The organism is Kribbella sp. NPDC050124, assembly GCF_044460355.1.
Classification (GTDB): domain Bacteria; phylum Actinomycetota; class Actinomycetes; order Propionibacteriales; family Kribbellaceae; genus Kribbella.
Genome location: NZ_JBITJU010000004.1, coordinates 153,031 through 176,759 on the forward strand (window position 1 = coordinate 153,031; position 23,729 = coordinate 176,759).

Here is a 23,729-nt window from a genome sequence, read left to right on the forward strand (position 1 = left end):
AATCTTCTCCGTGCATCCACAGGTTCTTGTCGCCCACGAGACGCCGGAACCGCGCTCCCTGTGACATCGGTCGAAGTAGCTGCCCTAACACGATGCTGGAGGTGCTCCTTGGAGCGGCTGGTGGAGGACGAGGTCGCGCCGACCCTCGCCAGAGGCCTGGCCGAGTCCACGGTCGTCATCCGTGGGGCCAGTCGTGCGGACGATGATGACCGGGTCTTGGGCCTGGCGGGACGCCTGACGTCGACGCCGTACAGCCTCGTGGGGATGCCGGGCTCCGCGCCGAGTTGCGGCAACGCGGCCGGCTGGAAAGCAGCTCGCGGTCGAACGGCGGCGTACGCCGAAGCCGCACGCCAGGGCGCCGTACGCAAGGAGATCCGGAAGCTCGCGCTCACCATGGGCGTGGCCGAACGCCAAGCTGCTCCGAGCCCTGCTCACCGAGGACAAGCGTGCGATCCTCGACCGCGCCAAGGATGGAACGCGGCCCTTGGAGGAGCGCGTCGATCAGTCGGGGCATCTCGCGAAGGCTCTCGGCGGCTCGGGTGTTTCCTCGGTGGCGATCGGCGCGGCCGCGGCGGCGTTCACCGGCAACCCGCTCGTCGGCATCGGCATCGCGATCCCGACGATCGTCAACGCAGCCGTCGGATCGGTCGCCGAGCGGTACCTGGATCGGTCCCCTTCATCGGCCCGGTCGGGAGTATCGTGTCGGCATGCCGTCACTGCCGTGCTGGCGAGGGCCCGACTCATCCATGCCGGCCACGGATCCGCCACGGATCGACCCCGGATCCTGACCGGTGCCATGACCCAGCCCGGGTTCCTCAGTAACGCTGGCGTCTCCGAGCGTGAAGCCGAGGTGCTCGCCCTGGTAAGTCAGCATCTCACCAACGCCGAGATCGCCAGCCGCCTGGTCATCTCGACCCGGACCGTGGAGAGCCACGTCTCGTCGCTGCTGAGAAAGCTTGGCATGTCCGACCGCCGAGCCCTCGCCGGCGTGGCCGCCACGCTCGCGGAAGCGGACAGTCATCTTGCCACCCGGGCGGCGAGCCCGTCGCTGCCGTCGCCGTTGACGTCGTTCGTTGGAAGGACCGACGAACGGACTGCCGTTGCAGACGCCCTGGCCCGGCACCGGATGGTGACGGCGGTCGGCCCTGCTGGGGTGGGAAAGACGCGGCTCGCGCTGGCAGTGGCGGGCGATATCAGCGGCCGCTACCCGGACGGGGCGTGGTACGTCGACCTTGTCCCGATCACCGACACCGCAATGGTCGGCGCCGCGGTGGCGAGCGCCTTCGGGTTCGGGGAGCAGCCCGGGCGGACACCGACCGACACCGTGGTGGCCAAGCTGGCCGGTGCCGAGACGCTTGTGGTGCTGGACAACTGCGAGCACCTCGTGGACGGGGTGACGACCTTCGTCGAGCGGCTGCTGTCGGCCTGCCTGAACGTGACGGTGCTGGCGACGAGCCGGATCCGGTTGCAGGTGCCGTTCGAATCAGTCTTCCCGGTGCCGGGGCTGTCCCTCGACGAAGCCGGTGGGCGGGGCGACGCGGTGGCATTGTTCGTCGAGCGGGCCGCGATGGCCGGCTGGACCTCACCGTACGCCGACGACCGCCGCCGGCTCGCGGCAATCTGCGCCGAGCTCGACGGGATCGCCCTGGCGATCGAGCTGGCGGCCGCGCGGCTGACCACGTTCGGGCTCGACGGCCTGGAGGCGGGTCTGGCCGACCGGCTGGGCCTGCTGGCGGGCGGACCTCGGCTGGACGACCGGCACCGGTCGGTGCGCTCCGCCCTGGACTGGAGTTTCGGCCTGCTCGACGAGAGGGACCAGGTGGTGCTGCGCCGAGTGTCGGTGTTTGCGGCAGCGTTCACCTCCACGGCGGCTGCCACGGTGGCCGGGCACGCTCCGCTGATGCCAGGAGAGGTGGCGGGGGCGCTGGCGCGCCTCGCCGACCACAACCTGCTGGTGGTGGTGCCGGCCCCCGGCGGAACCCGCTACCGGATGTTGGAGACGATCCGGCAGTACGGCGCGGAGAGGATGGCCGAGGTCGGTGAGCGGACCAGGGTCGGGGGCCGTCATCTCCGCTGGTGCCTGGCGACCGCCGCCCGGCTGGAAGCAGCCGAGGGCGACATCAGTGCCGACTTCGACGAGGTCGCCGACGACCTGCGGGCCGGGCTCGGCTGGGCGATCGGCCAACCGCTGCGGCGGGCCGACGCCCATGAGCTGGCCGGGCGGCTGGCCAAGCTCACGTTCGCCCGGGGGATGCCGAGCGAGGCGCAGCGGCGCTTCGAGGAGGCGGCGGCACTCGCGGCCGATCCCGCCGAAGCGGCCCGGGATCTGCACTTCGGCGCGGCCGTGGCCTGGGGCCGGGCAGCGGGCAACGAGGCGGTGCGGCTGTACCGAGCCGCCGCCGACGAGGCCCGCCGGGCCGGTGACCGGCGGCGTGCTGCCGTCGAGCTCGCCACGGCCGCCGAACTCGTCCTCTACGCACCGGGTGTCATGTCCGAGTTGGCCTCGCCCGGCGAACGACAGGCCCTGTTGGACGAGGCTTTGACGCTGGCGTTCGGTGATCCCTACGTCGAGGCGGCCATCCTCAACGTCGTCGGTTATCAAGACGAGCGCGACCCGCAGTCGAGCGAGCTCATCGAACGCGCCGTCGAGCTGGCCCGGCGAGTGGGCGACGCCCGTCTGGAGAGCTCCACCCTCGACTCGCTGACCGCCTTGCAGCTCGCGCGCGGCGAGTACGAGGGCGCCGCCGCCACCGTCCGACGTCGCCTCGAGCTGCTCACACCCCGCGCCCACGAGGTCGAGATGGCGTGGGAATACACCGACGCGCTGCACATGGCGTGCGTGGTGTACGTGGCCGCGGGGAACCTCGAGGCCGCTCGCCACTACGCCCAGCAGCGGCGCGAGCTGCCCTTCTTCCGCGAGACGGATCACCTGGCCGTCGCCTGGCTGCTCACGACGGCAGCCGACGCCGGCGAGTTCGACGAGGTGGTCGACCTCGCCCACCGATTCCGGCGCGGATGGATCGAGGCCGGCCGTCCACCGATGTCCGGTTTCGCCTTCGCCGCCGCGGCGGCGGCCATGGTGTACGGCATCCGCGGCGACGACGAGGCGCGCTGTGAATGGCTCGCCATCCTCACCGAGATGCTGCGGGCGGCGGTGACGGCGGTGTCCGGAACGCCGGCGTACATGCACGTCTTCGACGGCCTGGTGGCGCTGCACCGGGGTGAGCTCGGCGACGCGCTGGCCCTGCTGACGGACGCACCCGAGTCGTTCAACCACTGGCAGTGGCACGACGGCGTCTGGCGGCAGTGGTACACCGCCCTCTGGGTCGAGGTCGCGGTGCTGGCCGAACGGGCGGACCGACACGAGCGGATCGAACGGGCCAGGTTCATCGTCGCCCACAATCCGATCGCGTCGGCGATCGTCGACCGGGCCGAGGCCATCGACGCGCACAACGGTGAAGGGCTCCTGGCAGCCGCCGCCGCTCTCGACGCCGCCGGGTGCCGCTATCAGTGCGCCCGCACCCTCGTCCTCGCCGGCGGCGAATCGCGGGCCGAAGGCGAGGCGATCATGACTGCGATCGGCGCGACGCCCATGACCACCTGAGCGCGCGTCGTTCAGACGAATCGGGCACCCCTCCCTCACCCACGTGCGCCGGCACCTCGGCCTCGCGCTCAGAGACACGTGCGTCGCTGAGTGCTCGGGGCATCACCATCGGTCCGCCCCTGATCCGTGCAATCAGTGGCCGATCCGTAGCCAGCACGGATGCGCCTGGCCCGCCGTACGACGACGGTGGCCTTACGAGCCGGCCCGCTTCCATCCACGTCACCGTCGAACACCTCGCACAGAAGGAGATCCGCGACATGAGCACAACCGCCACAGAGTCGCCTATGCACAACGGGGTCGACACGGCCACCCTATTCGCCACCCTGGACGCCGTCGCAGCCAACCCGGACCTCGCAAAGTTCCAGTTCCGCGCGACCAACCGCTGGGTCAGCGGGACTCACAACCGCTCGACCATCCACGGGTTCTACGGCGCCGGACAGGAGCTCAACCACCGGGAAACCGCGACCATCGACGCCGACCACCCAGAGGTTCTCGTGGGGGCGGACCACGCACCCACCCCGGTCGAGTACCTGCTCCACGCCCTGGCCGCCTGCCTCACCTCTGGGCTGGCCAACATCGCAGCTGTGCGCGGCGTCAATCTGACCTCGGTCGAGTCCACCGTCGAAGGCGACATCGACCTGCTCGGCATCCTGGGCCTGTCGGACGGCGTCCGCAACGGCTACCAGGAGATCCGGGTCAGCTTCCGTCTCGAGGGTGACGATCCTGACAAGCTCCGTCAGGTTGTCGAGCAGTCACGGCTGCGCTCGGCTGTCTACGACATCATCACCAACAGCGTGCCGGTGAGCATCGAGGTACGCACGTGACCCGGCGCCCGTACGACGTCGTCGTCGTCGGGGCGCGTCCCGCGGGCGCCGCTACGGCCTTGATCCTGGCCCGTGCCGGCCTCGACGTGCTGGTGGTCGACCGCAGCCGCTACGGAGCCGACACCCTCTCCACCCATGCCCTGTTGCGCGGGGGCGTCCTGCAACTGGCCCGGTTGGGGCTGTTGGACAAGATCGCCGCCGGCACGCCACCCGTGCGGGGCTGCGTGTTCCAGTACGGCGAGGAACGAATCCAGGTGCCGATCAAGCCCCATGCCGGTGTCGAAGCCCTGTACGCCCCGCGCCGGACCGTCCTCGATCCCATCCTGGTCGACGCGGCCCGGGACGCGGGCGCCGAGATCCGCTTCGGCGTCACCATCACCGAGCTACGTCTGAACCGCGCCGGACGGGTGACGGGGGTTGTCGGTCGAGACAGCACGGGTGCCGCGTTCACCGCCGGTGCCGGGATCACCGTCGGTGCGGACGGTGTGGGCTCCAGGATCGCTCGCCTGACGGGCGCAACGGTCGAACGGGCCGCCGCCGGTGCTGCCGCGTTCATCTACGGCTACTGGGACGGGATGCGTGTCGACGACTATGAGCTGTTCTACCGATCGGGAACCGCCGCGGGCTACTTCCCCACCAACCGTGGCCAGGTGTGCGTCTTCGCCGCGACCTCGCGGCGACGATTCAGGTCCGAGTCCAGGACGGGCAAAGCTCGCGTCTACGACCGGCTCCTCGGCGAGGCGGCTCCGGGCGGGGCTCACCGCGCTGCCGGTGCACGACCACCCCGGCAGCTGCACGTGTTCGCAGCCAGACCCGGTTTCATCCGGCGCGCCCACGGACACGGGTGGGCGCTGGTAGGCGATGCCGGCTACTTCAAGGACCCGATCACGTCCCACGGCATCACTGACGCACTCCGCGACGCCGAGCTCCTCGCCCGAGCGATCGTCACAGCGTCAAGTGGAGAAGCGACCGAAGAGGCCGCCCTCGCGACGTACCAGGCCACCAGAGATCGCCTCTCGGAGCGCCTGTTCGACGTCACCGACCAGATCGCATCGTTTGCCTGGAACCTCGACCAGATTCCGACCTTGCTCCTCCAATTGAGCAACGCCATGAACGACGAGGTGAGCTGGCTGCACCAGCTGCACGCTCTCGGCGGCGTGCCGACATCCTGACTCAGCTGAGACAGAGGCGCGCCGCGAATGGTCATCGACACCGGCGACGACCGCCTCCACAACTGCATCGAACCCGGCCGCTCGAAGCGAAGACCCGTGACAGCCGACCCCAGCCGCAGCGGCCGAGCGGAGCGATGGCGCACTCGTACGGCGCGCGCCAGCCACAGCAGCCGAGCGAAGCGAAGGCCTAGCCCAACAGCCCACCCCAGCCACAGCAGCCGAGCGAAGCGATGGCCCAGGGGGTGCGGGTGGCGGAGCCCCCGCTCGCGGCAAGCGAAGCGCAGCCGCACAAAATGACGAAGGCGACCCGGTCCGCGCTTTCCGCGGACACGAGTCGCCCATCGCCTTCGTGGCGGGTGCAGGGTTCGAACCTGCGTAGGCATACGCCGACAGATTTACAGTCTGCTCCCTTTGGCCGCTCGGGCAACCCGCCAGGGTGCTGCCGGTTCGTGAACCGGCGTGGGAGACGATACAACAGACAGTGCCCCTGACAGCAAATCGGAAAGGAAGTGCCCATGGCATCGGAGTCCTCCTTCGACATCGTGAACAAGGTCGACCGTCAGGAGGTGGACAACGCCGTGAACCAGGCGGCGAAGGAGATCAGCCAGCGGTTCGACTTCAAGAACGTGGACGCCGGGATCAAGTGGTCCGGGGAGGCGATCGACCTGCAGGCGAACACGGAGGAGCGGGTGAACGCCGTTCTGGACGTGTTCAAGGACAAGCTGGTCAAGCGGCAGATCTCGCTGAAGGGCCTGGAGACGGACGACCCGAAGTTGTCCGGCAAGATCTACAAGATCAACGCCTCGATCAGCGCCGGCATCACCCAGGAGAACGCGAAGAAGCTGTCCAAGCTGATCCGCGACGAGGGCCCGAAGGGCGTCAAGGCCCAGATCCAGGGCGAGGAGCTCCGCGTCTCGAGCAAGAGCCGCGACGACCTCCAGGCCGTCCAGGCCCTGATCAAGTCCCAGGACCTCGACTTCGCCGTCCAGTTCGTCAACTACCGCTGACCCGGGTACGGCGGCCCGGCGCCACCCGACGCCGGGCCCCGGGGGAACCTCTCGCCTGACCCGGCGCGAGCGGGCATGCTGGCGGGCGTGCGGGAGACGTTGATGCGGCGGTGGTTGGTTGAGGATTTTGGGCTGGGTGTGGTGGAGATCGCACCGGTGGGCCACGGGGCTGATGTGGCGGCGCAGGTGTGGCAAGCCAAGACGGTCGCCAACGCGTATGCGGTGAAGTGGAGTGGGGCTGGGAGCAATACCGGGCATCAGGTGGCGGCGTTCTTGGCGGACAGTGGGATCGAGGGCGTGCCTGAGGCGGTCCGGACGGTGGACAGCGGGCTCTGGAGTGTGCACGCGAAGAAGCGGTTGACTGTCACGCCGTGGATCGACGGAGCGCGGGCTGCTGAGACCGGGCTCACCGACGAGCAGTGGACGCAGTACGGCGTACTCCTCAGGCGGGTCCACGACGCAGAGCCGCCCGAACGGCTCCGGAACGCGCTGCCGAAGCGCAGCCCGGTTGACTCCCGCATCCCGGAGCTGGCCGAGCAGATCGATGCCCGGCTCACCACAGAGCCGCCGGAGGACGAGCTGGAAGAGCGGCTCGCGGCGGTCTGGAAGGAGCACGCGGACACGATCACCAGACTGCTCACCGAGCGCCCGCCGGAGCCCAGCGGTCCACGAGTCGTGTGCCACGCCGACCCACACCTGGGCAACGTCCTCGTCAACGCCAGCGTCCACCTGATCGACTGGGACGACGTCGTACTCGCGCCCCGTGAGCAAGACCTCATGTTCATGCTCGGCGGCATGGGCTCCCTCGGCCCGACCACTCCCGAGCAGCGGTCAGCCTTCTTCACCGGGTACGGCGATGTCGAGCCCGACCCGGACGCCGTCGCCTATTACCGCCACGTCAGAGCCGTGGAAGACGTGGTGCTGTGGGCCGAGCAAGCAATCACCGGACCCGACCGCGAGGACTCCCTGAGCATCCTCAGCGGAGTCCTCGAGCCTGGTGGCCTCGCCCACCTAGCGGCCAACGGACGCGGCTAACGAATGCGGTGGCTGACCCACCGGGCGACGTCGGTGCCCAGTGCGTCCCCGTCCTCCATGGCGTGCCGGAAGTGCAGACCGGACAGGATCCGGGCCTCCCGCACCTCGGCGCGGACCGCAGAGAGCCGGCTGAAGGTCCGGGTCGTCCCCGTGACCTGGCTGTCGACCGTCAGCGAGAGCTTGTCGGTGTGGAAGTAGGCCTGTAGCGCCCGCGTGGCCGCTGCGGTGAAGCAGGCGTGGCCGGACGGGTAGTCAGGGTGGTTGGCGCCGAGCAGCGGCTGCCAGCTCGGGTCGGCCGTCGTACGCGGGTTGCCGTCGGTGTCCGCGCGCTGGATGGCGTGGACCGGCCGCCAGAAGCTGTAGTGGTACTTCGCCTCCCAGCAGGCAGTCAGCGCGTCGCCACTGCTCACGTGGACCAGCACCAGCATCCGGGCTGCCTCGGCCAGCGACAGCGGCCGATCACTAGCCAGCCGCAGGAGCGTACGACTCCACTGCTGAGCAGCATGCTCCGACCAGAACATCGCAGTCTCGGTCCCCCAAGCGCTCCGCGTCGTACTGTCCTTGCGACCGACCGAAGCGACCTCAGCCACGTCATGCGCGTACCGCTTGCTGGTCACCGCATCCGGACCGTCGGGCCGGAACTGCGACCGAGACCGCAGCGTCAGCGGCCTGACCTGAGTCAGCACCAGGTCGACCGGCGGAGTCGCCGCAGTGGGCTCCCACACCCCGCGCCCCGGCTTGCGCTGCACGTACGGCACCTGGTTGTCCAGACCGTCCCCCGCCCGCCAAGCGAGTACGGCGTCCGCCACCGCACGCCCCAGCGCGATCCCACGCGTCTTGGCCGTACCATCCGGCACACCGGCCAGGTAGTCCGCGTACGTCGTCTCCAACGAGGCAGCCGGCACCCGAGCCTTCAGTACGTCGTACGTCGCAGTGGCAACCGCGGACGCGGCCGACGCCTGCCGATCAGGCCGTACGGCGGCCACGTAAGGCCGGCCGTATCCCAGCCCGGCGACCGTGTCGGCGATCGCGATGTGCACGATCCCCATCAGCAGCTCGGAGCTGGCCGGCGGCCGCCCGGAGACGATCGCCTGCGTTGCCACCCGGCTCCAGTCGAGCACCGGGGCGGCAGACGGCGCCTTGGCGGTAGCGGTGGGCGACAGCCCGACTGCGCTGAGCGCGAAGGTGGCCAGCACTGCTGGCCACCTCCACCGGTGTCGTGCCCTCACCGGGAGCCCAGAGCGGCCGAGATGCGTGGCACCCGGCGGCCTGCGATCGCCGTGACGACGGTCGCCGCGATGGCTGCCAGCAGCATCAGGCCGACGACCTGCAGCACCGACAGGCCGGTCTCGACCACGACGGCCGGCTGCGCGGCGGCCCCACCGTCGAACGACGGCGGGATCGCGGTGTCCGGCTCCGGTGGCAGCTTCGCGTACGCCGTAGTGGACAGGGCAACGATCGTGACGAGCAGCGCGGCCGCCAGTGCGGCCAGGCGGGACAGCGGTTTCATGAGTTTCCTCCCGAATCGTGGAACTTCCACGACCCAATTCGTGGAAACTTCCTGTCATCAACCGTCGCCGCCGCGGGCCGGTCGCAGCCATACGCAGTTCGACGTATTCGCCCACTGCCGATCCGGGCTTAGCCTGGCTGCAGGGAGGGGTACGTCATGGTGGAGCAGTTGACCGTCACCGAACGCGACCTGCGCAGGATGTTCGACGTGATCGACCGGGGGCGCGACGCCGGACCCGACGAGGTGTACCCGCGGGAGTTGATGCGGGCGCTCGCCGAGCTGATCCCGGCCGACGACGTCACGTTCCAGGTGAGCCGTCCGCTGGAGCGTGAGTTCGTCGCGGTGGAGGAGGTCACCGAGGAGGAGGTCGTCATCGAAGACGGCTGGGAGGACCTGTTCTGGCAGTCCTACTGGTTCGACGACGTGTGCAGCCGGCCGCAGCGCACCGGCGACTACGAGAGCGTCTGGAAGGTCTCCGACTACCTGTCCGCGGCCCAGCTGGGAAGGTCGCCGGTCGGGGAGTGGTTCCGGCTGAACGGCGTCCACAGCGAGATCACGGTGCCGTTCCCGGCGACCGGCTCCGAGGACCGCCGGCTGCTGCTGTTCCGCGGCACCGGCGGCGACTTCACCGAGCGCGAACGGCTGCTGCTCCGGATGCTCCGGCCGCACTTCATCGAGGTCTACCGCGAGCTGGAACGCCGCCGGGCCGGCATCCCGGACCTGACCAACCGCCAGCTGGAACTGCTCCGGCTGGTCGCGGCCGGCCACAGCAACACCCAGATCGCCCGTCGCCTGTTCGTTGCCGAAGGCACCGTTCGCAAGCACCTGGAGAACATCTACGAACGCCTCGGCGTCACCAGCCGCACCGCCGCCGTGGCCACCGCCTTCCCGCTGTCGGCCTGATCAGGACACGCGGGCGATCAGGTGTGCCGCATCCAGATGTTCGGCTCGCGGTAGACGCCGGTGTCGGCCGCCCGGTCGATCTCGAGCAGCGTGAGGCCGTCCGGGATGACGTAGGAGCCGGAGGCCGGGAGGGCCAGGCCGGTCCACTTCTCCCAGTCGGCGACGGTGCCGGTCATGTTCTGTGAGTACGGCGCCGCCGCGAGGATCGTCGCCCCGAGGCGGACATGCGTGCGCACCCACGGGTCGAGCGGCAGACCATCCGCGCGGGTCCATGTCATGAAGGTCTCGATCGGCGTCAACGGATAGCTGGACTTGAGCGTCGGCCGGACCGGCGCGATCACCTTCGGCAGCCCACCGGCCGCCGCCCGCTCCCGCACCGCGCTGATCACCCGGCTCGCATGGCCGCGCCCCTGCTCGTCGGACCGTACGGCGGCCGCCATCAGCACGAACGTGTCCGGTACGACGCCCTCCTCGTACGACGTCACCGCCCGCACCATCGCGTCCGTGAACCCGCCCGGCAGGTCGTCGACCGTCCCGTCCCAGGCGATCGGGACCCCCCAGCAGCCCGCGATCAGCCGGCCTGAGGTGACCAGGTAGAACTCCCAGTCCCGGAAGTACTCCTGCCGCCGGTCGGCGTACTTCCGCACCTCCAGGTCGTGGAAGATGAACTCCGGCCAGTCCTCGGCGAACCGCTCGCCCGCCTCGGCATCCAGCTCGGGCGCGTCCGCGACCGGAATCAGCTCGTACATGCGCCGAACGCTAGACGCCCGCAACCGTCCCGGCCACTGCGTTTCGCACCGCACGCGGGGAGCCGCCCAGTTCGCGGCGGCAGGTCTTGTTGAAGGCCTGCAGGTCCGGGATGCCGACCGAGGCGGCGACCGCGGGGATCGAGAGCGTCGACGAGACCAGCAGGTGCCGGGCGCGGGCCATCCGGCGCCGGCGGATGTAGGCGATCACGGTCAGGCCGGTTTCGGCGTGGAAGAGCCGGGTCAGGTGGTTGTGCGAGACGCCGGCCATCCGGGCCAGCGCCGGGATCGTGAGCGGCTGGGCGAGGTTCGCCTCGATGTGGGCAATCGCTGCCGACACCGCCGGGTGCGTCGCGTCCTCGGCGCCGGCCGACGATCCGAGCTCCGCGATCCGCCACAACGCCGTCCAGACCTCGGCCGTCACCCGCGCGGACCCCGACGGCGACGCCTCCAGCGCCGAGCGCAGCAGCTCGGCCAGCACCGGCGCCGCCGAGCCCGCGTCCTGGACGACGGGCAGGTACGACGGCTCGCCGGCCAACGTCGGCCGGAAGTGTGCGTAGAGGTGCTCCGACCGGCCGCGGTAATCGAACTGCACCAGTGTCCCGGCCGGCGTGAGGCTCACGTAGCCGGGCGCCACCGCGTACGCCGTACCGTCGACCGTCAGCTCGGCCGAGTAGCTGTAGAGGTGCAGCTGCCACAGGTCCGGCAGCCGGAACACGTCGCGCAGGCTGCGGACGCCGTGGATCCCGGCGCCGACACTCACCACCTCCGGGGGTGCGGCCAGGTGCAACGCGATCATGGTGAGAAATTACCACCAGTGGTGATCATGTCCCACGCGCGACAACGATGTCTCGCCATAACCTGGTGGAGTAGTTACCACTTCCCCCCGAGAGGGAGACTCATGCCCCATCCGCATCGCAAGAACCTGCTCACCTCGGTTCAGATGGCGCATTTCGTGGCCACCGGGTCGCTCCGGATGGACGCCGTCGTTCCGGACGACATGAACCAGCAGGCGATCGAGGTCCTGAAGGCCGGCATTCCCGGCGTCCCGTACGGCACCCCGCTGTCCGAGGCGTTCACGGACAGCGAGTTCGTGCAGCGGCTGGTGCAGCTGCCCGAGGTCGCCGGCGCCATCCACAGCCTGGTCGGGCCGGAGCCGACCGTCGACCACCACGCCGTGCACATCCGCAAGGCGAACGAGGGTGAGGCGCAGAACCTGCACGGTGACGCGATCATCGACGTCCGCCCGGACGCGTTCGACGTCCAGCTCATGTACTACCCGCAGGACGTGACGCTCGAGATGGGCGGCACCCTGAGCGTGCCCGGCAGCCATCTGCGCCGGACCAACGAGTCCGACACCGGCCGGTACCAGAACCTGCTCGGCCAGACCCGGCTGACCTGCCCGGCCGGCACCGTGCAGTTCCTGCACCACGGCATCTGGCACGGCGGCCGCAAGAACGACAGCGCCATCGACCGCTACATGTTCAAGATCCGGTTCAACCCCACCGTCCGCCAGGTCCGGCTGTGGAACACCGAGGACCTGTTCGACGAGGAGGTCGCGCGCGAGCTCAAGCAGACCTTCCCGTGGTACGAGAACGCCACCGGCCGGCTGGAGATCTACAACCGGGTCAAGCTGTGGCAGGCCATCACCGGTGACGACACCATCGACCCGGACTACTGGGTCACCCGGGTCTCGAACCGCCCGCAGCGAGTCGTCGCCCAGCGCAGTCTCAACCCGCACGCCAAGAGGGAGATGGTATGACCGTACTGATGCCACGCCTCCGGCGCGGCGGGTCATGGGGCTGGAACTCCCAGCCTTCCCTCGTCACTCCAGTCGCTCCGCTCCCTCCACTCCTCAGTCCAGGCCGGGAGGCCCCATGACCAGCACCGCCAGCGAAACCGCCCAGCAGACCACAGTCCGCCAGCAGGTGCTGGTGCTGTACCTGGCCTCCTCGGCGCTGGATGCCCGCGTCGTCGGGTGGTCGACGTACGACGGCACCGGCGCGACGTCGCCGACGACAGGGGACAGCGACGTCCCGCCGTACGCGACCGGTCTGGACGCGCTGAAGGACGGCTGGCGGCTGTTCCAGGCCGCGCAGCTGCTGCCACCGTTCCCGGGGCACGAGTACGACGTGTCGTTCCTGAAGCACGAGTTCTTCTTCGAGAAGCTCGTCACTGTGTGAACAGCCCGTGCTGCATCGCGTACAGCGCGGCGGCGGCTCTGGTCGACACACCGATCTTGCCGTAGATGTGCTGGACGTGATGTTCCGCAGTACGGCGTGACACCACCAGCTCGCGAGCTATGTCTGCGTTGGACGTCCCACGAGCGAGCAACCGCAGTACGTCGATCTCCCGCTCGGTGAGATCGGCGGGACGGCTCATCTGGCGGCCGGGCACCTGTTGCCCGGCCGCTGCGAGCACAGCCTTCACGCAGTGGCCGTCGAGCCGACCGGCCTTGACCTGCGCCAGGAGGATCTCCGCAGCACCGTCAGCTGAGTGCGCGGCTCGGTGCGGACGGTCTTGCCGCAGTGCCTGGTAGCAGTCCGCCGCAGCGAGGATCCGTGCGGCCGTCGAGAGCTCACCACCCTTCGCATGCCGCGGGTAGCCACTCCCGTCGAGCCTCTCGTGGTGCAGAGCCGCCAGTACGGCGACGGGTTCGAGCACCCGGGATCGGGCCAGGATCCGCTCGGACTGGTACGGGTGCAGGCGCACCTTCTCCCAATCCGCCCGCCGCAGCATTCCGGGCCGTTCCCACACAGCTGTCGGCACTGTGACCCGTCCGAGGTCGTGCAGCAGAGCCGCACGCCGCAGCGTCGCCCGCTCGGCGTCCTCGAGGTGCAGGAGCCGGGCAGCCTCGTCTGCAAGCTTCGCGACGCCCGTGGAGTGGCCGAGGAGGTACGGCGACTTCAGGTCGACGAAGTACGCGAAGGTCCGGGCCAGCTCGTCCAGATCGTGTGTAGTGGCCCACGGACGCGGCTCCGCGTCCAGAACCGCTTGCCACACGTCGATCTCGTCCAGGTCGGCGATCAGGCTGTCGTCGTACTCGGCGACGACGAATGGGTCGAGCCAGGTGCCGCGTCGCTTGAGCAGCGGCTTCTGGCCGGCGATGACCGCTTGGGTGGCGACCTCGGCGATGCGGGTGGCGACGTTGATCTCCTTGCCGCTCAGGCCTTTCGGTGTTCCCCTGCCGTCCCAGCGCTCCAGGTTCTGGTAGAGCGCTTCGGCGGTGGCGTGGCCCAGCCCGAGGTGCTCGGCCAGCATGCTGCCGACCTCGCAGACGGCCAGCAGGATGTTGTCCTCACTTGCCGCCATGGTGCGCGCGACGTACTGCAGCCGCCGGAGACCGGCGCCTCTGCCGACGTGCATCAGGTAGTTGAGCGACTCCCGGTGGCTGTTGATGTCGGTGCGCTCGGCCAATGGGCGCAACTCGGCCGCACGGGGTCCGGCGAGGTGGACCTCCTCATGGGTGGTCGCCGTACAGCCGAGATGGCGCAGCAGGGTGGCGTAGTAGACCGTGCGCTTGTCGACGATGCCCAGACGGTCGGCGAGGCGCATCGCCACCAGGCAGCTCCGGATCGACTTCTCCGGCTCCTGCGCCATGGCGAGGTCGAGCGTGACCGACAGCGCGCAGAGCAGCTCGGCCAGCCGCACTTCCTGCTGTGCCATCCGCACCTCCCCGCAGATGGGCAGATCTACCGATGCCCCTACCTCCCCTTACGGCCCATTGTGAGCCTCATGAGCACAACGGCAACGTCCAAGCCCCGTCTGGTGACCCCGCAGTTCGTGCTGCTGGGTGCGGCCGCACTGGCCTACTTCCTGGCCGACGGGATGCTTGTGCCCGCGGTGCCTCGGTACGTGGCGGGCGAACTTACCGGCGGTAACATCGCGGTCGGGCTGGCGGTGGCCGTGTTCAGCCTGTCCGCGCTGGTCCTGCGCCCCTGGGCCGGGCGGCTGGCCGATCGGCGTGGGCGCTCGGTCGCGATGGTTGGCGGCGGCATCATCTTCGCCGCCTCGGTCGCCTGCTACGGCATGGCCGACTCGGTCGGTGCGCTCGCGGCGCTGCGGCTGCTGACCGGCGTGGGCGATGCGTTCTTCTTCGTCGGAGTCGTCACCGCGATGAGCGACCTGGCGCCGGCTGAACGCCGTGGTGAGGCGATCAGCCTGTTCTCGCTGTCGCTGTACGGCGGTCTCGCGGTCGGACCGCCGATCGGGGAGGCGCTGGTCGGAGTCGGCTTCACAGCGGTCTGGCTGGCCGCGGCCGGCTTGGCGCTGGTCGCCGTACTCCTTGCGCTGCGGGTGGGGGACACGCGCGAGCCGGTGGTGGACGCGGCGGAGGCTCGTGGTGGACGGCTGATTCCGCGGGCGGCCGTCGTACCGGCGTTGTTGCTGCTTGCGCTGATTTGGGGGATGGCGGGGTTCCTGGCCTTCGTGCCGTTGTACGCGCTCGACCTCGGTCTGCCGGGAGCGGGGTTCCTGCTGTTCGGGTTCGCGGGGATCGTCGTGGTCATCCGGAGTGCCGGGGCCCGGCTTCCGGACCGGTTGGGCGCGGCCCGGAGCGTCCGGATCTCGTTGCTCTGCACCACGATCGCGCTGGCGACGATCGGCTGCTGGCGATCAGTGCCCGGTCTCGTGCTGGGCACCGTCGTACTCGGCATCGGCGTTGCCCTCGGCACGCCCGCGATCATGACCCTCGCCCTGGACCGCGCCCCGGCCGCCGAACGCGGCGCGGTCATGGGCGTCGTCAGCATGAGCATCGACCTGGCCCAAGGCCTCGGCCCGACCACCTTCGGCCTGGCCGCGGCCGCCACCACCCGCAACGGTGGCTTCCTGGCCGCGGCCCTGATCGCCGCTGCCGGCCTGGCGCTGGCCTCCCGCTCCGTAGCCCGGCGCTGATCACGCCGCCTGCGGGCGCTGGGGACGGTCGCGGCGGGCCGCCACGGCGAAGGCGGTGCCGAAGGCTGCGCCGGCGAGGGCGAAGCCGGCGATCGCGCCGAGGACGGCCGAGGTGGCATCGCCGCTGCCCGAGGTGGAAATCGGGGCGAGCTCGTACTGCGGGTCGTACGCCGGGTAGTTGGGCGGACCCTGCTCGACGATCGCCGGGGCGGTCGAGCGCTCGGGGACGTCGATGGCAGCGGCCGGGGCGGCGGTTGCCGTCAGGGTGAGAAGAGCGGCCGCGCCGGTCATCATCAATCGCTTGGACATGGTTCCTGCTCCTTGGCTCCGAGACCGCCCCTGGTGGCGGTTCGTCGTACCTGTTGTCGTCCGGGCCGGTATCGGCTGAGCTGGAGCCGGTATCGGATCGGTATCGCAGGCGTTGACGGACAGCCGCGGGCGGCCGAAAGTCGAGGAGTGGGTATCGCCGTTCTCGGCCCGCTCACGATCGAGGGGGACCAGGGGAGACCGAAGCTGCTCGGGCGACGCGATCGCGTCGTCCTCGCGGCTCTGGCCGTGCGCCCTGGTCAGGCGGTCAGCGCCGAAGAGCTGGCCGACGTGGTGTGGGGCGAATACTTACCGCCGTCCTGGCAGAAGGTGATCCAGGGCTGCGTCGTCCGGCTGCGCAAGGTGCTCGGCGCCGGCGCGATCGAGACCGTGCAACTCGGCTACCGGCTGACGCTGTCCGCCGAGGAGATCGACGCCCAGCGGTTCGAGCATGCGGTCAGCCGCGCCCACCGTCTGCTCGCCGCCGACGAGGCGGAGCGGGCTGCAGTGGTGCTCGCGGATGCGTTGACCCTGTGGCGAGGCAGACCACACAGCGAGTTGGACGGATGGGACGTCGCACGCATCGAGGTCGAGCGCTTGAGCGAACTCCGCCAAGCCGCCGAGGAGCTGTACGTCGAAGCAGCCTTGCGATCGGGTCAGCACGAGCGGGTGCTGGCGAAGGCGCGGGCCCTGGTCAGTGAAGCGCCGCTACGTGAACGACGATGGGCTCTGCTCGCGACGTCGCAGTACCAGACTGGTCAACAGGGCGAGGCACTGCGGACGATCCGGCGACTGCGCGGCGTACTGGACCGCGAGCTCGGCCTCGATCCCAGTCCCGAGATCGACGCGCTCGAGCAGGCCATCCTGCGCCAGGACCCCGGTCTCGTCGCCGAGAGCGCGCTACGGGAGCCGGACGCGGTCTGTCCGTACCGGGGCCTCGAGTCGTACGACGTGGAGGACGCGGACGGCTTCTTCGGTCGCGGTGCCGACATCGCTGCGTGTCTGCACAAGCTGGCCGATACCGGCGTACTCGCTGTGGTCGGCCCGTCGGGCTGCGGGAAGTCGTCGCTGGTGCGCGCTGGTGTGGCCGCGTCGTACCGGGCTGATGGCAAGCGGGTCGTCATCCTGACGCCGGGCGCCCATCCGGTCGCCGCCTTGGCCGCCGCGATGCCGGGAATCGGGGCGCCGCCCGTGCTCGTTGTGGATCAGTGCGAGGAGGTCTTCTCGCTGTGCCGGGATGCCGCGGAGCGCGAGACGTTCCTGTCGGCGCTGAGCGCGTACGAAGGCATCCTCATCGTGTCGCTGCGCGCCGACCGGATTGCCGACATCTCCGCGCATCCGGCCTTCGCCCGCACGGTCGAGCGCGGTCTCTACCTGCTCTCCGGGATGACGCGGGACGACCTGCGCTCGGCGATCGAGCAGCCGGCCCGGATGGCCGCGTTGACGGTCGAGCCCGGCCTCACCGATCTCGTAGTCAACGAGGTGGCAGATCAACCCGGCGCCCTGCCGTTGATGTCGCACGCGTTGGCGGAGACGTGGAAACGGCGAGAGGGCCGGACGCTCACGGTCGCCGGCTACAACGCCTCCGGCGGGATCCGCGGCGCGGTCGCGCAGTCGGCCGAGCAGATCTACGAGCAGACGCCGCCCGAGCAACGGACGGTACTGCGGGATCTCCTGCTCAGACTGGTCACGCCAGGACCGGACGGCGAGCCGATCCGCAGCCGGCTCCCACGCCGCGTTGTCATCACCGGCGCCGACGACGACGCGATGGTCGACCGGCTCGTCGCCTCGCGCCTTGTCACGAGCGACGACGGTGTCGTTGGCCTGGCCCACGAGTCGCTGGCCCGGGCCTGGCCGCGGTTGCGGGACTGGCTCGACGACGACCTCGAAGGCCAGCGCATCCTGCACCATCTCGCGGTCGCGGCCGACGCCTGGGACGACCTCGGCCGCCCGGACAGCGAGCTCTACCGCGGCAGCCGGCTCGCCAAGGCGACCGACTGGCAGGAGCACACGAGTTCGACCCTGACCACGACCGAGCAAGAGTTCCTGGCCGCGAGCCGGCGAGCGTCACAGGCCGAACTGCGCGCCGCCGAAGAACAGGCCCGCCACCAACTCAGCATCAACCGCCGCCTCCGCATCGCCCTCGCCACCGGCGCCCTCCTGCTCGTCGGAGCCCTCATCGCCGGCTTCATCGCCGCCGGCCAAGCCAACCGAGCCGACCAAGCCGCCACCAGCGAACTGGCCCGCCGACTGGGCGCCCGAGCCCAACTCACCGAAGGCATCAGCCACTCCCTCCTCCTGGCCACCCACGGCGCCCGCCTCCAGTCCAGCCCCGAGACCCGCGCCAACCTGGTTGCCGCCATCAACAAACGCCCCACCCTCCTCCGCTCCTGGCCCGCCCCCCACGGCCGGATCGAAAACCTCGAGGTCTCCCCGGACGGGCGCCGCATCGTCTCCGGCGACGACAAAGCCACCTTCCACCTGTACGACGCAAGCACCGGCCAGGTCCTGAAGTCGTACACCTTCGGCGCCATCCACGTCGACGAAGCCAAACTCACCACGCCCCGCTTCAGCCCGGACGGCCAACTGGTCGCCGCGATCTCGGCGAGCCAGATCGGGGAACCTCTCGACCCGCAGTGGCCGATCCGCCTGTTCCGGGCAGACACGCTGGAGCCCATCGACCGGCAACCTGTGCTGCCGGAACCAGGAGGGCTGGCCTTCCACAGCCTCGCCTTCAGTGCCGATGGCAACCATCTTGCGGCCGGCGTGACCTACGGCACCGGAGAGCCCGGTGACGCCGCCTTCGCCCTGGTCTGGAACCTCCGGACGACCGATCCGCCGCGTCGACTGTCGTTGCCGACTGGGTGGCAGGAGATCGCTCTCAACCCGAACGGCCAGGTCGTCTACAGTTCCTGGCCGCTCACGGCGTACGACGTACCGAGTGGACGGAAACTGTGGCAACGTGCGGACGTGGTCGGCGAAGGCAGTATCGAGGTCAGCTCGGGCGGCCGTCTTCTCGCGGCCCAGCAGTTGTCCTCGACCAGTGTCAGCCAGGCCGCAACCGTTCTGTTCGACGCCGCAACAGGCAAGACGGTCAGGGCACTGCACACCGAGGACGACTCCGCCAGGAATTTCGCCTTCTCTGCCGACGGATCGACGATCGCGACGGCGGAGCTCGGCGGGCAGGTCGTGGTCTGGGACGTGGCCACCGGCGCGCTGCTCGAACGGATCAAGACCGCCGAGGTGTCCTGGGCCGTCGACTTCAGCCCCGACGGCCGGACGTTGTACACCGGCGGGGACGAAGGGGTCGTGAGGTCCTACGACCGCACTGGTCAGCGGCAGTACCTCCGCCGAACGCCGTCCGCCCCTGCCCGCGACTACCTGCACGTCATCCCCTCCGACGACGGCCGGCGCACTGCTTACCTCTGGCGAGATGCCCGCGGCTCGTGGGCGAGCATCTCCGACACGGCCACCGGTCGCACGACGCCGCCGGCGAACCTCGGGTTCACCTTGAACGCAGGGTTCTACCGCCCACCTGCCGCCTGGCGTCCGGACGGCGCCCGCCTCGCGGTCTCCAACTCGACTGCGATCACGGTCCTCGACACCACCAGCGGGAAGGTGCTCGAGCAGGCCACGACCCCGCAGATCACGTCGATGGCGTACGTCGGGGACCAGTTGATGGTCGGCAGCTACCTGGGATACCGGTTGTTGGGCGCCGGGCTGGCGGACGAAGGGGTCGCGTTCGACCGGTACTCGGATTGCTGTACGGCGCCGGCGCCGGACGGGCAGACCGCCGTGATCTTCCAGGACACCGTCGATTTCGCCAGCGAGCAGTGGTGGCGGATCCGGGTCGCCACCGGCGAGATCCTCTCCGAGGGCGCCCTTCCGCTCGCCCTCAACCACGCGGCCTTCGCGCCGGACCGCAACGTCGTCGCGGTCACCGGCGGAAGCGGCGAGGTGATGCTCATCGACCTGGAGAAGAGCGAGGAGACGATCGCCCCGACGATCACCCACTCCGCCCGCGGTCTGTACGTCCGGTTCTCGCCGGACGGCTCCAAGCTGGTTTCCGGGGCCCAGGACGGGACGGTGAGTCTGTGGGACGCGCGGACGCTGGAGTTGCTCGGAACGGTGTCGATTGCGGATGGGGTGCATCCGCCGGTGGCTGCGATTCCGAGTTTCGTCCGGGGCAACGACGTGGTCCGGATCGCGGCGTACGACGGGAAGGTCTACGAGTGGGACACGCGGGTGGAGTACGCGATGGCGCGGGCGTGTGCGATGGCTGGGCGGGATTTGACGGCTGACGAGTGGAGTCAGGCGTTCGGGGATCGGCCGTACGAGAAGACCTGTTCCTGATCGAGCCAGTCGGTGATGGTGTTCAGGATGATCGGGTCGGTGGTGTCGTCGAGACCGCTGCTGCGGTGGTCCAGGTCGTTGAACTCGATGTACGTGCAGCCGATGCCTTCTAGGACTGGGCGGAGGCGGCGCAGGCGGTTGATGGCCTTGTCGGCGGTGCCGATGTAGATGAGCGTCGGGGCGTCGAGGGTGCGGAGCACGTGGTGCCAGTCGACGGCGACGTACGCGCGCCAGAACTTCAGGTTGGCGTGCGGGAGCCGAGGTTCGCGTTCCAGTCGGCGCATCTCGGCGTCGGTGGGGGAGCCGATCGGTGGGCGGCCACCCATCACGAGGGCGGTGGCTCGAGTGGTCTGGTGGGCGACCAGAGCAGCCATCGCGCCCGTCTGCGAGAAACCCCAGACGGCAAACCGGTCGACGCCCTCGTGGTCGCAAACCGCCAGCACCTGGTCGCCGATGCTGCCGAAGTCGTACTCGTCCGGCCGATCACTCGCCCCGAAGCCGACCGGATGAATCTGCAGGACCCGGAACCGTTGCGACAGGTCGGCCACCACGGGCAGATCCACCGGTCGCCGGTTGTTCCGCATCAGCACGATCGCCGGCCCGTCGCCACTGACCCGATACGCGATCCGCGCGCCGTCCAGGCTCAGCTCGCTCACGAGCGGCCGAAGACGCTCGTCAGCGTGGTGGTGAGGGTACGGCGGGCAGTCGCCGACAGACCCGCGGTCAGCGCCTCGATCCGACTCGTGAACGCGTCATGGGCATCGTGAGCCAAACTCAGGCCGGCGCTGGTGAGCTCGATCTGGAAGGCGCGGCGGTCGGTCGGGTTGGGGATCCGGGCGACCAGGTCGCGGCGTTCTAGGCGGTCGACCATGCTGGTCAGGCTGGAGCGCTCGATGCTCAGGATCCGGCTCAGATCGGTCATCCCGAGCGGTCCGGCCAGTAGGACGCAGAGCAGGTGCGCCTGCTGCGGGGTGAGGCCTAGTGGCCGGCTCGTCTCGGCGTACAGATCCTGCAGGACGTGCATCGTCTGGACGAGCGCGCCCGCCAGCCCGGTGTCGGTCGCCTGCGCTGTCGTGGTCGCCATACCTCCACTGTAGTCCGCAGCGCGGACAGTTTGCGTGCCTGATAGTTCGTAGGGCTACTATTTAGGTGTACGAAGCATCTGAAGGGGAGACCAGACCAATGAACGTACGTTTCGGCTACGGCTCACCCGACAAGGTCCGCGACGTCGACCGGATCCTCCGGCTGGCCGCGCAGGCCGACCGGGACGGCCTCGACCACGTCAGCCTGTCGGACCACCCGTACGTCGCCGACCTGCTGGACGGCTACGCCGCGATCGCCTTCGTCCTCGGCCGGACCGAGCGGCTGTCGGCGTTCGTCAACGTGACCAACCTGCCGCTGCGCCCGGCCCCGGTCCTGGCGCGTACGGCGTCCGCGCTGTCGGCACTGTCCGGCGGCCGGTTCATCCTCGGCCTCGGCGCCGGCGGCGCCTGGAACCACATCACCACGATGGGCGTGCCCGAGCTGCGCCCCGCGCAGGCGGTCCAGGCCTTCGAGGAGGCGATGCAGCTTGTCCGGTCCATGTCCGACGGCGGCCGGCCAACGCCGACCAAGCACTACCCGATCGGGCACCTCCAGCCGGCGAAGGTCGCCGCACCGCTGATCTGGACCGGGTCGAACGGCCCGAAGTCGCTCGCAGCGACCGGGCGGCAGGCCGACGGCTGGATCCCCGGCCACGCGGCGGACTGGCTGAGCGACCGCTACCGCTGGTCCCGCCCGATCATCGACGAGGCGGCCCTCGCGGTCGGCCGCAAACCGTCCGACATCGCCACCGTCTACAACTTCCCGGGCGCGATCACCTCGACGCCGGTACGCCGTACCCGAGACGACGACGGCCGCTGGATCGGCGGCTCCCCGGCTCAATGGGTCGAGGAGCTCACCGACGCCGTCCTGAACCACGGCGCAGCCGGCTTCACGCTGTTCCCAACGGGCCCGGACTCCTACGACGTCCAACTCGCCCGCTGGGGCCAGGAGATCGCGCCCGCGGTCCGCGCCGCGGTCAACTGACGGCAGTCACTCCTCGATGGCGCCGCGGACTGCGCGGAGGTGTTGGCGGAAGGTCAAACTCGGGTTGGTTGCGCGGGCGGTGAGGTAGGCGGCGAACTGCACTTGTTCGCGCAGGGACCGGCCGGAGCGGATCGCGGCGGCTTGGGTGTGCTCGGTGTCGCGGATGGACTCGGCAAGGTCGAACACCTCGTCGAGGCGGTCGGCCGGGACGAACACGACCCCGTCCTCATCACCCAGTACGACGTCGTCGCGGGTGACTGTCCAGTCGCCGATGGTTGCTGTGGACAACGCGTCGGCCGGTTGGGGGTCGAGTCGCAACGGCCCGGTCGGCAACGCGCCGAGGCTGAACACCGGCAACCCGATCGCGGTGATGTCCACGGTGTCGCGATGCAGTCCCCACACCACGAGCCCCGCGATCCCGGCTGCCTGGGCCTCCAGCGCGACCAGGTCGCCCACGCAGGCCTCGTCGCGCCGACCGCCGTTGTCGACGACCAGTACGTCGCCCTCGTCGGCCGACTCGAACGCCTCGAGGAAGACATCGACGCTGCCCACGTGCTGAGCCGGCAGCACCCGCCCGGCGACACGACCACCGGCGACGGCGGTCAGTGAAACGGTGCGTACCGGCACGCCGGCCCGGATGCAGGCGTCCGCGACGTGCGCGGTGGTGAGCTCCTCGAATCGCTTCATGCCTTGACTCTAGGCAGGCCCAGCGGTGCAGAAGTCAGCGCGACAGAAAGTTGAGGATTTCTGGCAGTGCCGGGTAGTAGACGTCGGTCGACGTGTCGACGGTGAGGGTCGGCACCGGCAGGTCGACCGACTGGAACGCGTTGTGCGTGCGGAGCCGGGCGTCGTCGTCGATCTGAGCGTCCTCGTGCGCGCGCCGGTTCGCGTCCGAGGCGGTCCGGGCGTGGATCCGGGCCAGCGCGAGGTCGGCCGGGATCACACAGTGGATGATCCGGACGTCGGCCTGGTTGAGCAACGGCGTCAGGCCGGGACTCCACAGCCGGTCCTGGAACGCGGCCTCGGCGACGATCGACGTACCGCGGCCGACCAGCAGGCCGATCACGTCGAAGAACGTCGACAGCGTTCGCATCGTCAGCGGATCGCCCGGCCCGGGGACGAAACCCGGGGTCGCGTGCGCCATCCCCTCCTTGATCTCGTCCCGGCAGATCGCCGGGCATCCGATCGCGGCCGCCACGCGGTGCGCCAGCGTCGTCTTCCCGGTCCCCGGCGGGCCGCTCACCACAACCACCATCGGCTTCGACTGCACCGCCGCACCCTAGCCACCACCCAGACCCAGTCGCTACCG

21 protein-coding genes and 1 tRNA gene are annotated in these 23,729 nt (G+C 69.8%); 11 read left to right on the forward strand and 11 right to left on the reverse strand.

Translation table 11 applies throughout. From position 1 onward, the window contains the following. Positions 1-484 precede the first annotated feature (484 nt). The 3 genes from ACIBL3_RS13025 to ACIBL3_RS13035 all read left to right on the forward strand — a co-directional run bounded on the left by ACIBL3_RS13025 (position 485) and on the right by ACIBL3_RS13035 (position 5,600). On the forward strand, positions 485-3,604 hold the full coding sequence (locus ACIBL3_RS13025; protein ID WP_396353505.1) for an ATP-binding protein: 3,120 nt from the start codon (positions 485-487) through the stop codon (positions 3,602-3,604). A 257-nt stretch (positions 3,605-3,861) separates the two neighbouring features. After that, positions 3,862-4,428: an OsmC family protein gene (locus tag ACIBL3_RS13030; protein WP_396353506.1), complete on the forward strand. Its 567-nt coding sequence runs from the start codon at positions 3,862-3,864 to the stop codon at positions 4,426-4,428. After that, positions 4,425-5,600: an NAD(P)/FAD-dependent oxidoreductase gene (locus tag ACIBL3_RS13035; RefSeq protein ID WP_396353507.1), complete on the forward strand. Its 1,176-nt coding sequence runs from the start codon at positions 4,425-4,427 to the stop codon at positions 5,598-5,600. The genes ACIBL3_RS13030 and ACIBL3_RS13035 overlap by 4 nt, the downstream gene beginning before the upstream one ends. A 350-nt stretch (positions 5,601-5,950) precedes the next feature. Here the strand turns inward: ACIBL3_RS13035 and ACIBL3_RS13040 are convergent. Beyond that, positions 5,951-6,033 (reverse strand) — tRNA-Tyr (locus tag ACIBL3_RS13040). Between the two features lie 82 nt (positions 6,034-6,115). Between ACIBL3_RS13040 and ACIBL3_RS13045 the strand changes: the two genes are divergently transcribed. Next, positions 6,116-6,607 carry a YajQ family cyclic di-GMP-binding protein gene (locus tag ACIBL3_RS13045; protein ID WP_396353508.1) on the forward strand — a complete coding sequence of 164 codons (492 nt, stop codon included), beginning with the start codon at positions 6,116-6,118 and terminating at the stop codon, positions 6,605-6,607. A gap of 87 nt (positions 6,608-6,694) precedes the next feature. Continuing rightward, the gene (locus ACIBL3_RS13050; protein WP_396353509.1) at positions 6,695-7,642 is read left to right on the forward strand and encodes a phosphotransferase enzyme family protein; all 948 of its coding nucleotides are present in this window, start codon (positions 6,695-6,697) and stop codon (positions 7,640-7,642) included. On the opposite strand, the gene ACIBL3_RS13055 is transcribed toward ACIBL3_RS13050, so the two are convergent. Both ACIBL3_RS13055 and ACIBL3_RS13060 read right to left on the reverse strand, forming a co-directional pair. Continuing rightward, on the reverse strand, positions 7,639-8,838 hold the full coding sequence (locus ACIBL3_RS13055) for a vanadium-dependent haloperoxidase (RefSeq protein WP_396353510.1): 1,200 nt from the start codon (positions 8,836-8,838) through the stop codon (positions 7,639-7,641). The genes ACIBL3_RS13050 and ACIBL3_RS13055 overlap by 4 nt on opposite strands. Positions 8,839-8,867: 29 nt before the next feature. After that, on the reverse strand, positions 8,868-9,152 hold the full coding sequence (locus tag ACIBL3_RS13060) for a hypothetical protein (RefSeq protein ID WP_396353511.1): 285 nt from the start codon (positions 9,150-9,152) through the stop codon (positions 8,868-8,870). A gap of 156 nt (positions 9,153-9,308) precedes the next feature. On the opposite strand from ACIBL3_RS13060, the gene ACIBL3_RS13065 reads away from it, so the two are divergent. Continuing rightward, the gene (locus ACIBL3_RS13065; protein ID WP_396353512.1) at positions 9,309-10,055 is read left to right on the forward strand and encodes a response regulator transcription factor; all 747 of its coding nucleotides are present in this window, start codon (positions 9,309-9,311) and stop codon (positions 10,053-10,055) included. A 17-nt stretch (positions 10,056-10,072) separates the two neighbouring features. Here the strand turns inward: ACIBL3_RS13065 and ACIBL3_RS13070 are convergent, their stop codons facing one another. Together ACIBL3_RS13070 and ACIBL3_RS13075 are read right to left on the reverse strand one after the other, a co-directional pair. Then, positions 10,073-10,804, reverse strand: coding sequence for a hypothetical protein (locus tag ACIBL3_RS13070; protein ID WP_396353513.1), 732 nt, complete (start codon positions 10,802-10,804; stop codon positions 10,073-10,075). 10 nt (positions 10,805-10,814) lie between these two features. Then, a complete protein-coding gene (locus tag ACIBL3_RS13075; protein WP_396353514.1) occupies positions 10,815-11,600 on the reverse strand; it encodes a helix-turn-helix domain-containing protein in 786 nt (261 codons plus the stop codon). Positions 11,601-11,702: 102 nt separating this feature from the next. On the opposite strand from ACIBL3_RS13075, the gene ACIBL3_RS13080 reads away from it, so the two are divergent. Continuing rightward, positions 11,703-12,563 (forward strand): phytanoyl-CoA dioxygenase family protein, encoded by an 861-nt coding sequence (locus ACIBL3_RS13080; protein WP_396353515.1) that lies wholly within the window; start codon positions 11,703-11,705, stop codon positions 12,561-12,563. A gap of 115 nt (positions 12,564-12,678) precedes the next feature. Next, a complete protein-coding gene (locus tag ACIBL3_RS13085) occupies positions 12,679-12,984 on the forward strand; it encodes a hypothetical protein (protein WP_396353516.1) in 306 nt (101 codons plus the stop codon). On the opposite strand, the gene ACIBL3_RS13090 is transcribed toward ACIBL3_RS13085, so the two are convergent. Beyond that, positions 12,974-14,467 (reverse strand): HD domain-containing phosphohydrolase, encoded by a 1,494-nt coding sequence (locus tag ACIBL3_RS13090; protein ID WP_396353517.1) that lies wholly within the window; start codon positions 14,465-14,467, stop codon positions 12,974-12,976. The genes ACIBL3_RS13085 and ACIBL3_RS13090 overlap by 11 nt on opposite strands. Positions 14,468-14,536: 69 nt before the next feature. Between ACIBL3_RS13090 and ACIBL3_RS13095 the strand changes: the two genes are divergently transcribed. After that, positions 14,537-15,694 carry an MFS transporter gene (locus ACIBL3_RS13095; RefSeq protein ID WP_396353518.1) on the forward strand — a complete coding sequence of 386 codons (1,158 nt, stop codon included), beginning with the start codon at positions 14,537-14,539 and terminating at the stop codon, positions 15,692-15,694. Here the strand turns inward: ACIBL3_RS13095 and ACIBL3_RS13100 are convergent, their stop codons facing one another. Then, positions 15,695-16,003 (reverse strand): hypothetical protein, encoded by a 309-nt coding sequence (locus ACIBL3_RS13100; protein WP_396353519.1) that lies wholly within the window; start codon positions 16,001-16,003, stop codon positions 15,695-15,697. Positions 16,004-16,150: 147 nt separating this feature from the next. Between ACIBL3_RS13100 and ACIBL3_RS13105 the strand changes: the two genes are divergently transcribed. Then, positions 16,151-20,353 carry a BTAD domain-containing putative transcriptional regulator gene (locus ACIBL3_RS13105; protein WP_396353520.1) on the forward strand — a complete coding sequence of 1,401 codons (4,203 nt, stop codon included), beginning with the start codon at positions 16,151-16,153 and terminating at the stop codon, positions 20,351-20,353. Here ACIBL3_RS13105 and ACIBL3_RS13110 read toward each other — a convergent pair. Together ACIBL3_RS13110 and ACIBL3_RS13115 are read right to left on the reverse strand one after the other, a co-directional pair. Further along, a complete protein-coding gene (locus ACIBL3_RS13110) occupies positions 20,311-21,009 on the reverse strand; it encodes an alpha/beta fold hydrolase (RefSeq protein ID WP_396353521.1) in 699 nt (232 codons plus the stop codon). The genes ACIBL3_RS13105 and ACIBL3_RS13110 overlap by 43 nt on opposite strands. Then, positions 21,006-21,437, reverse strand: a complete 432-nt coding sequence (locus ACIBL3_RS13115) for a MarR family winged helix-turn-helix transcriptional regulator (RefSeq protein WP_396353522.1) — start codon at positions 21,435-21,437, stop codon at positions 21,006-21,008. Before ACIBL3_RS13115 ends, ACIBL3_RS13110 begins: the two co-directional genes overlap by 4 nt. Positions 21,438-21,535: 98 nt before the next feature. Here ACIBL3_RS13115 and ACIBL3_RS13120 point away from each other — a divergent pair, with 98 nt between their 5' ends. After that, the gene (locus tag ACIBL3_RS13120; RefSeq protein WP_396353523.1) at positions 21,536-22,420 is read left to right on the forward strand and encodes an LLM class flavin-dependent oxidoreductase; all 885 of its coding nucleotides are present in this window, start codon (positions 21,536-21,538) and stop codon (positions 22,418-22,420) included. A 6-nt stretch (positions 22,421-22,426) separates the two neighbouring features. On the opposite strand, the gene ACIBL3_RS13125 is transcribed toward ACIBL3_RS13120, so the two are convergent. Together ACIBL3_RS13125 and ACIBL3_RS13130 are read right to left on the reverse strand one after the other, a co-directional pair. Further along, on the reverse strand, positions 22,427-23,107 hold the full coding sequence (locus ACIBL3_RS13125; RefSeq protein ID WP_396353524.1) for an RraA family protein: 681 nt from the start codon (positions 23,105-23,107) through the stop codon (positions 22,427-22,429). 34 nt (positions 23,108-23,141) lie between these two features. Next, complete coding sequence (locus ACIBL3_RS13130; protein ID WP_396353525.1) at positions 23,142-23,690, reverse strand: AAA family ATPase; 549 nt, start codon at positions 23,688-23,690, stop codon at positions 23,142-23,144. Positions 23,691-23,729 lie beyond the last annotated feature (39 nt).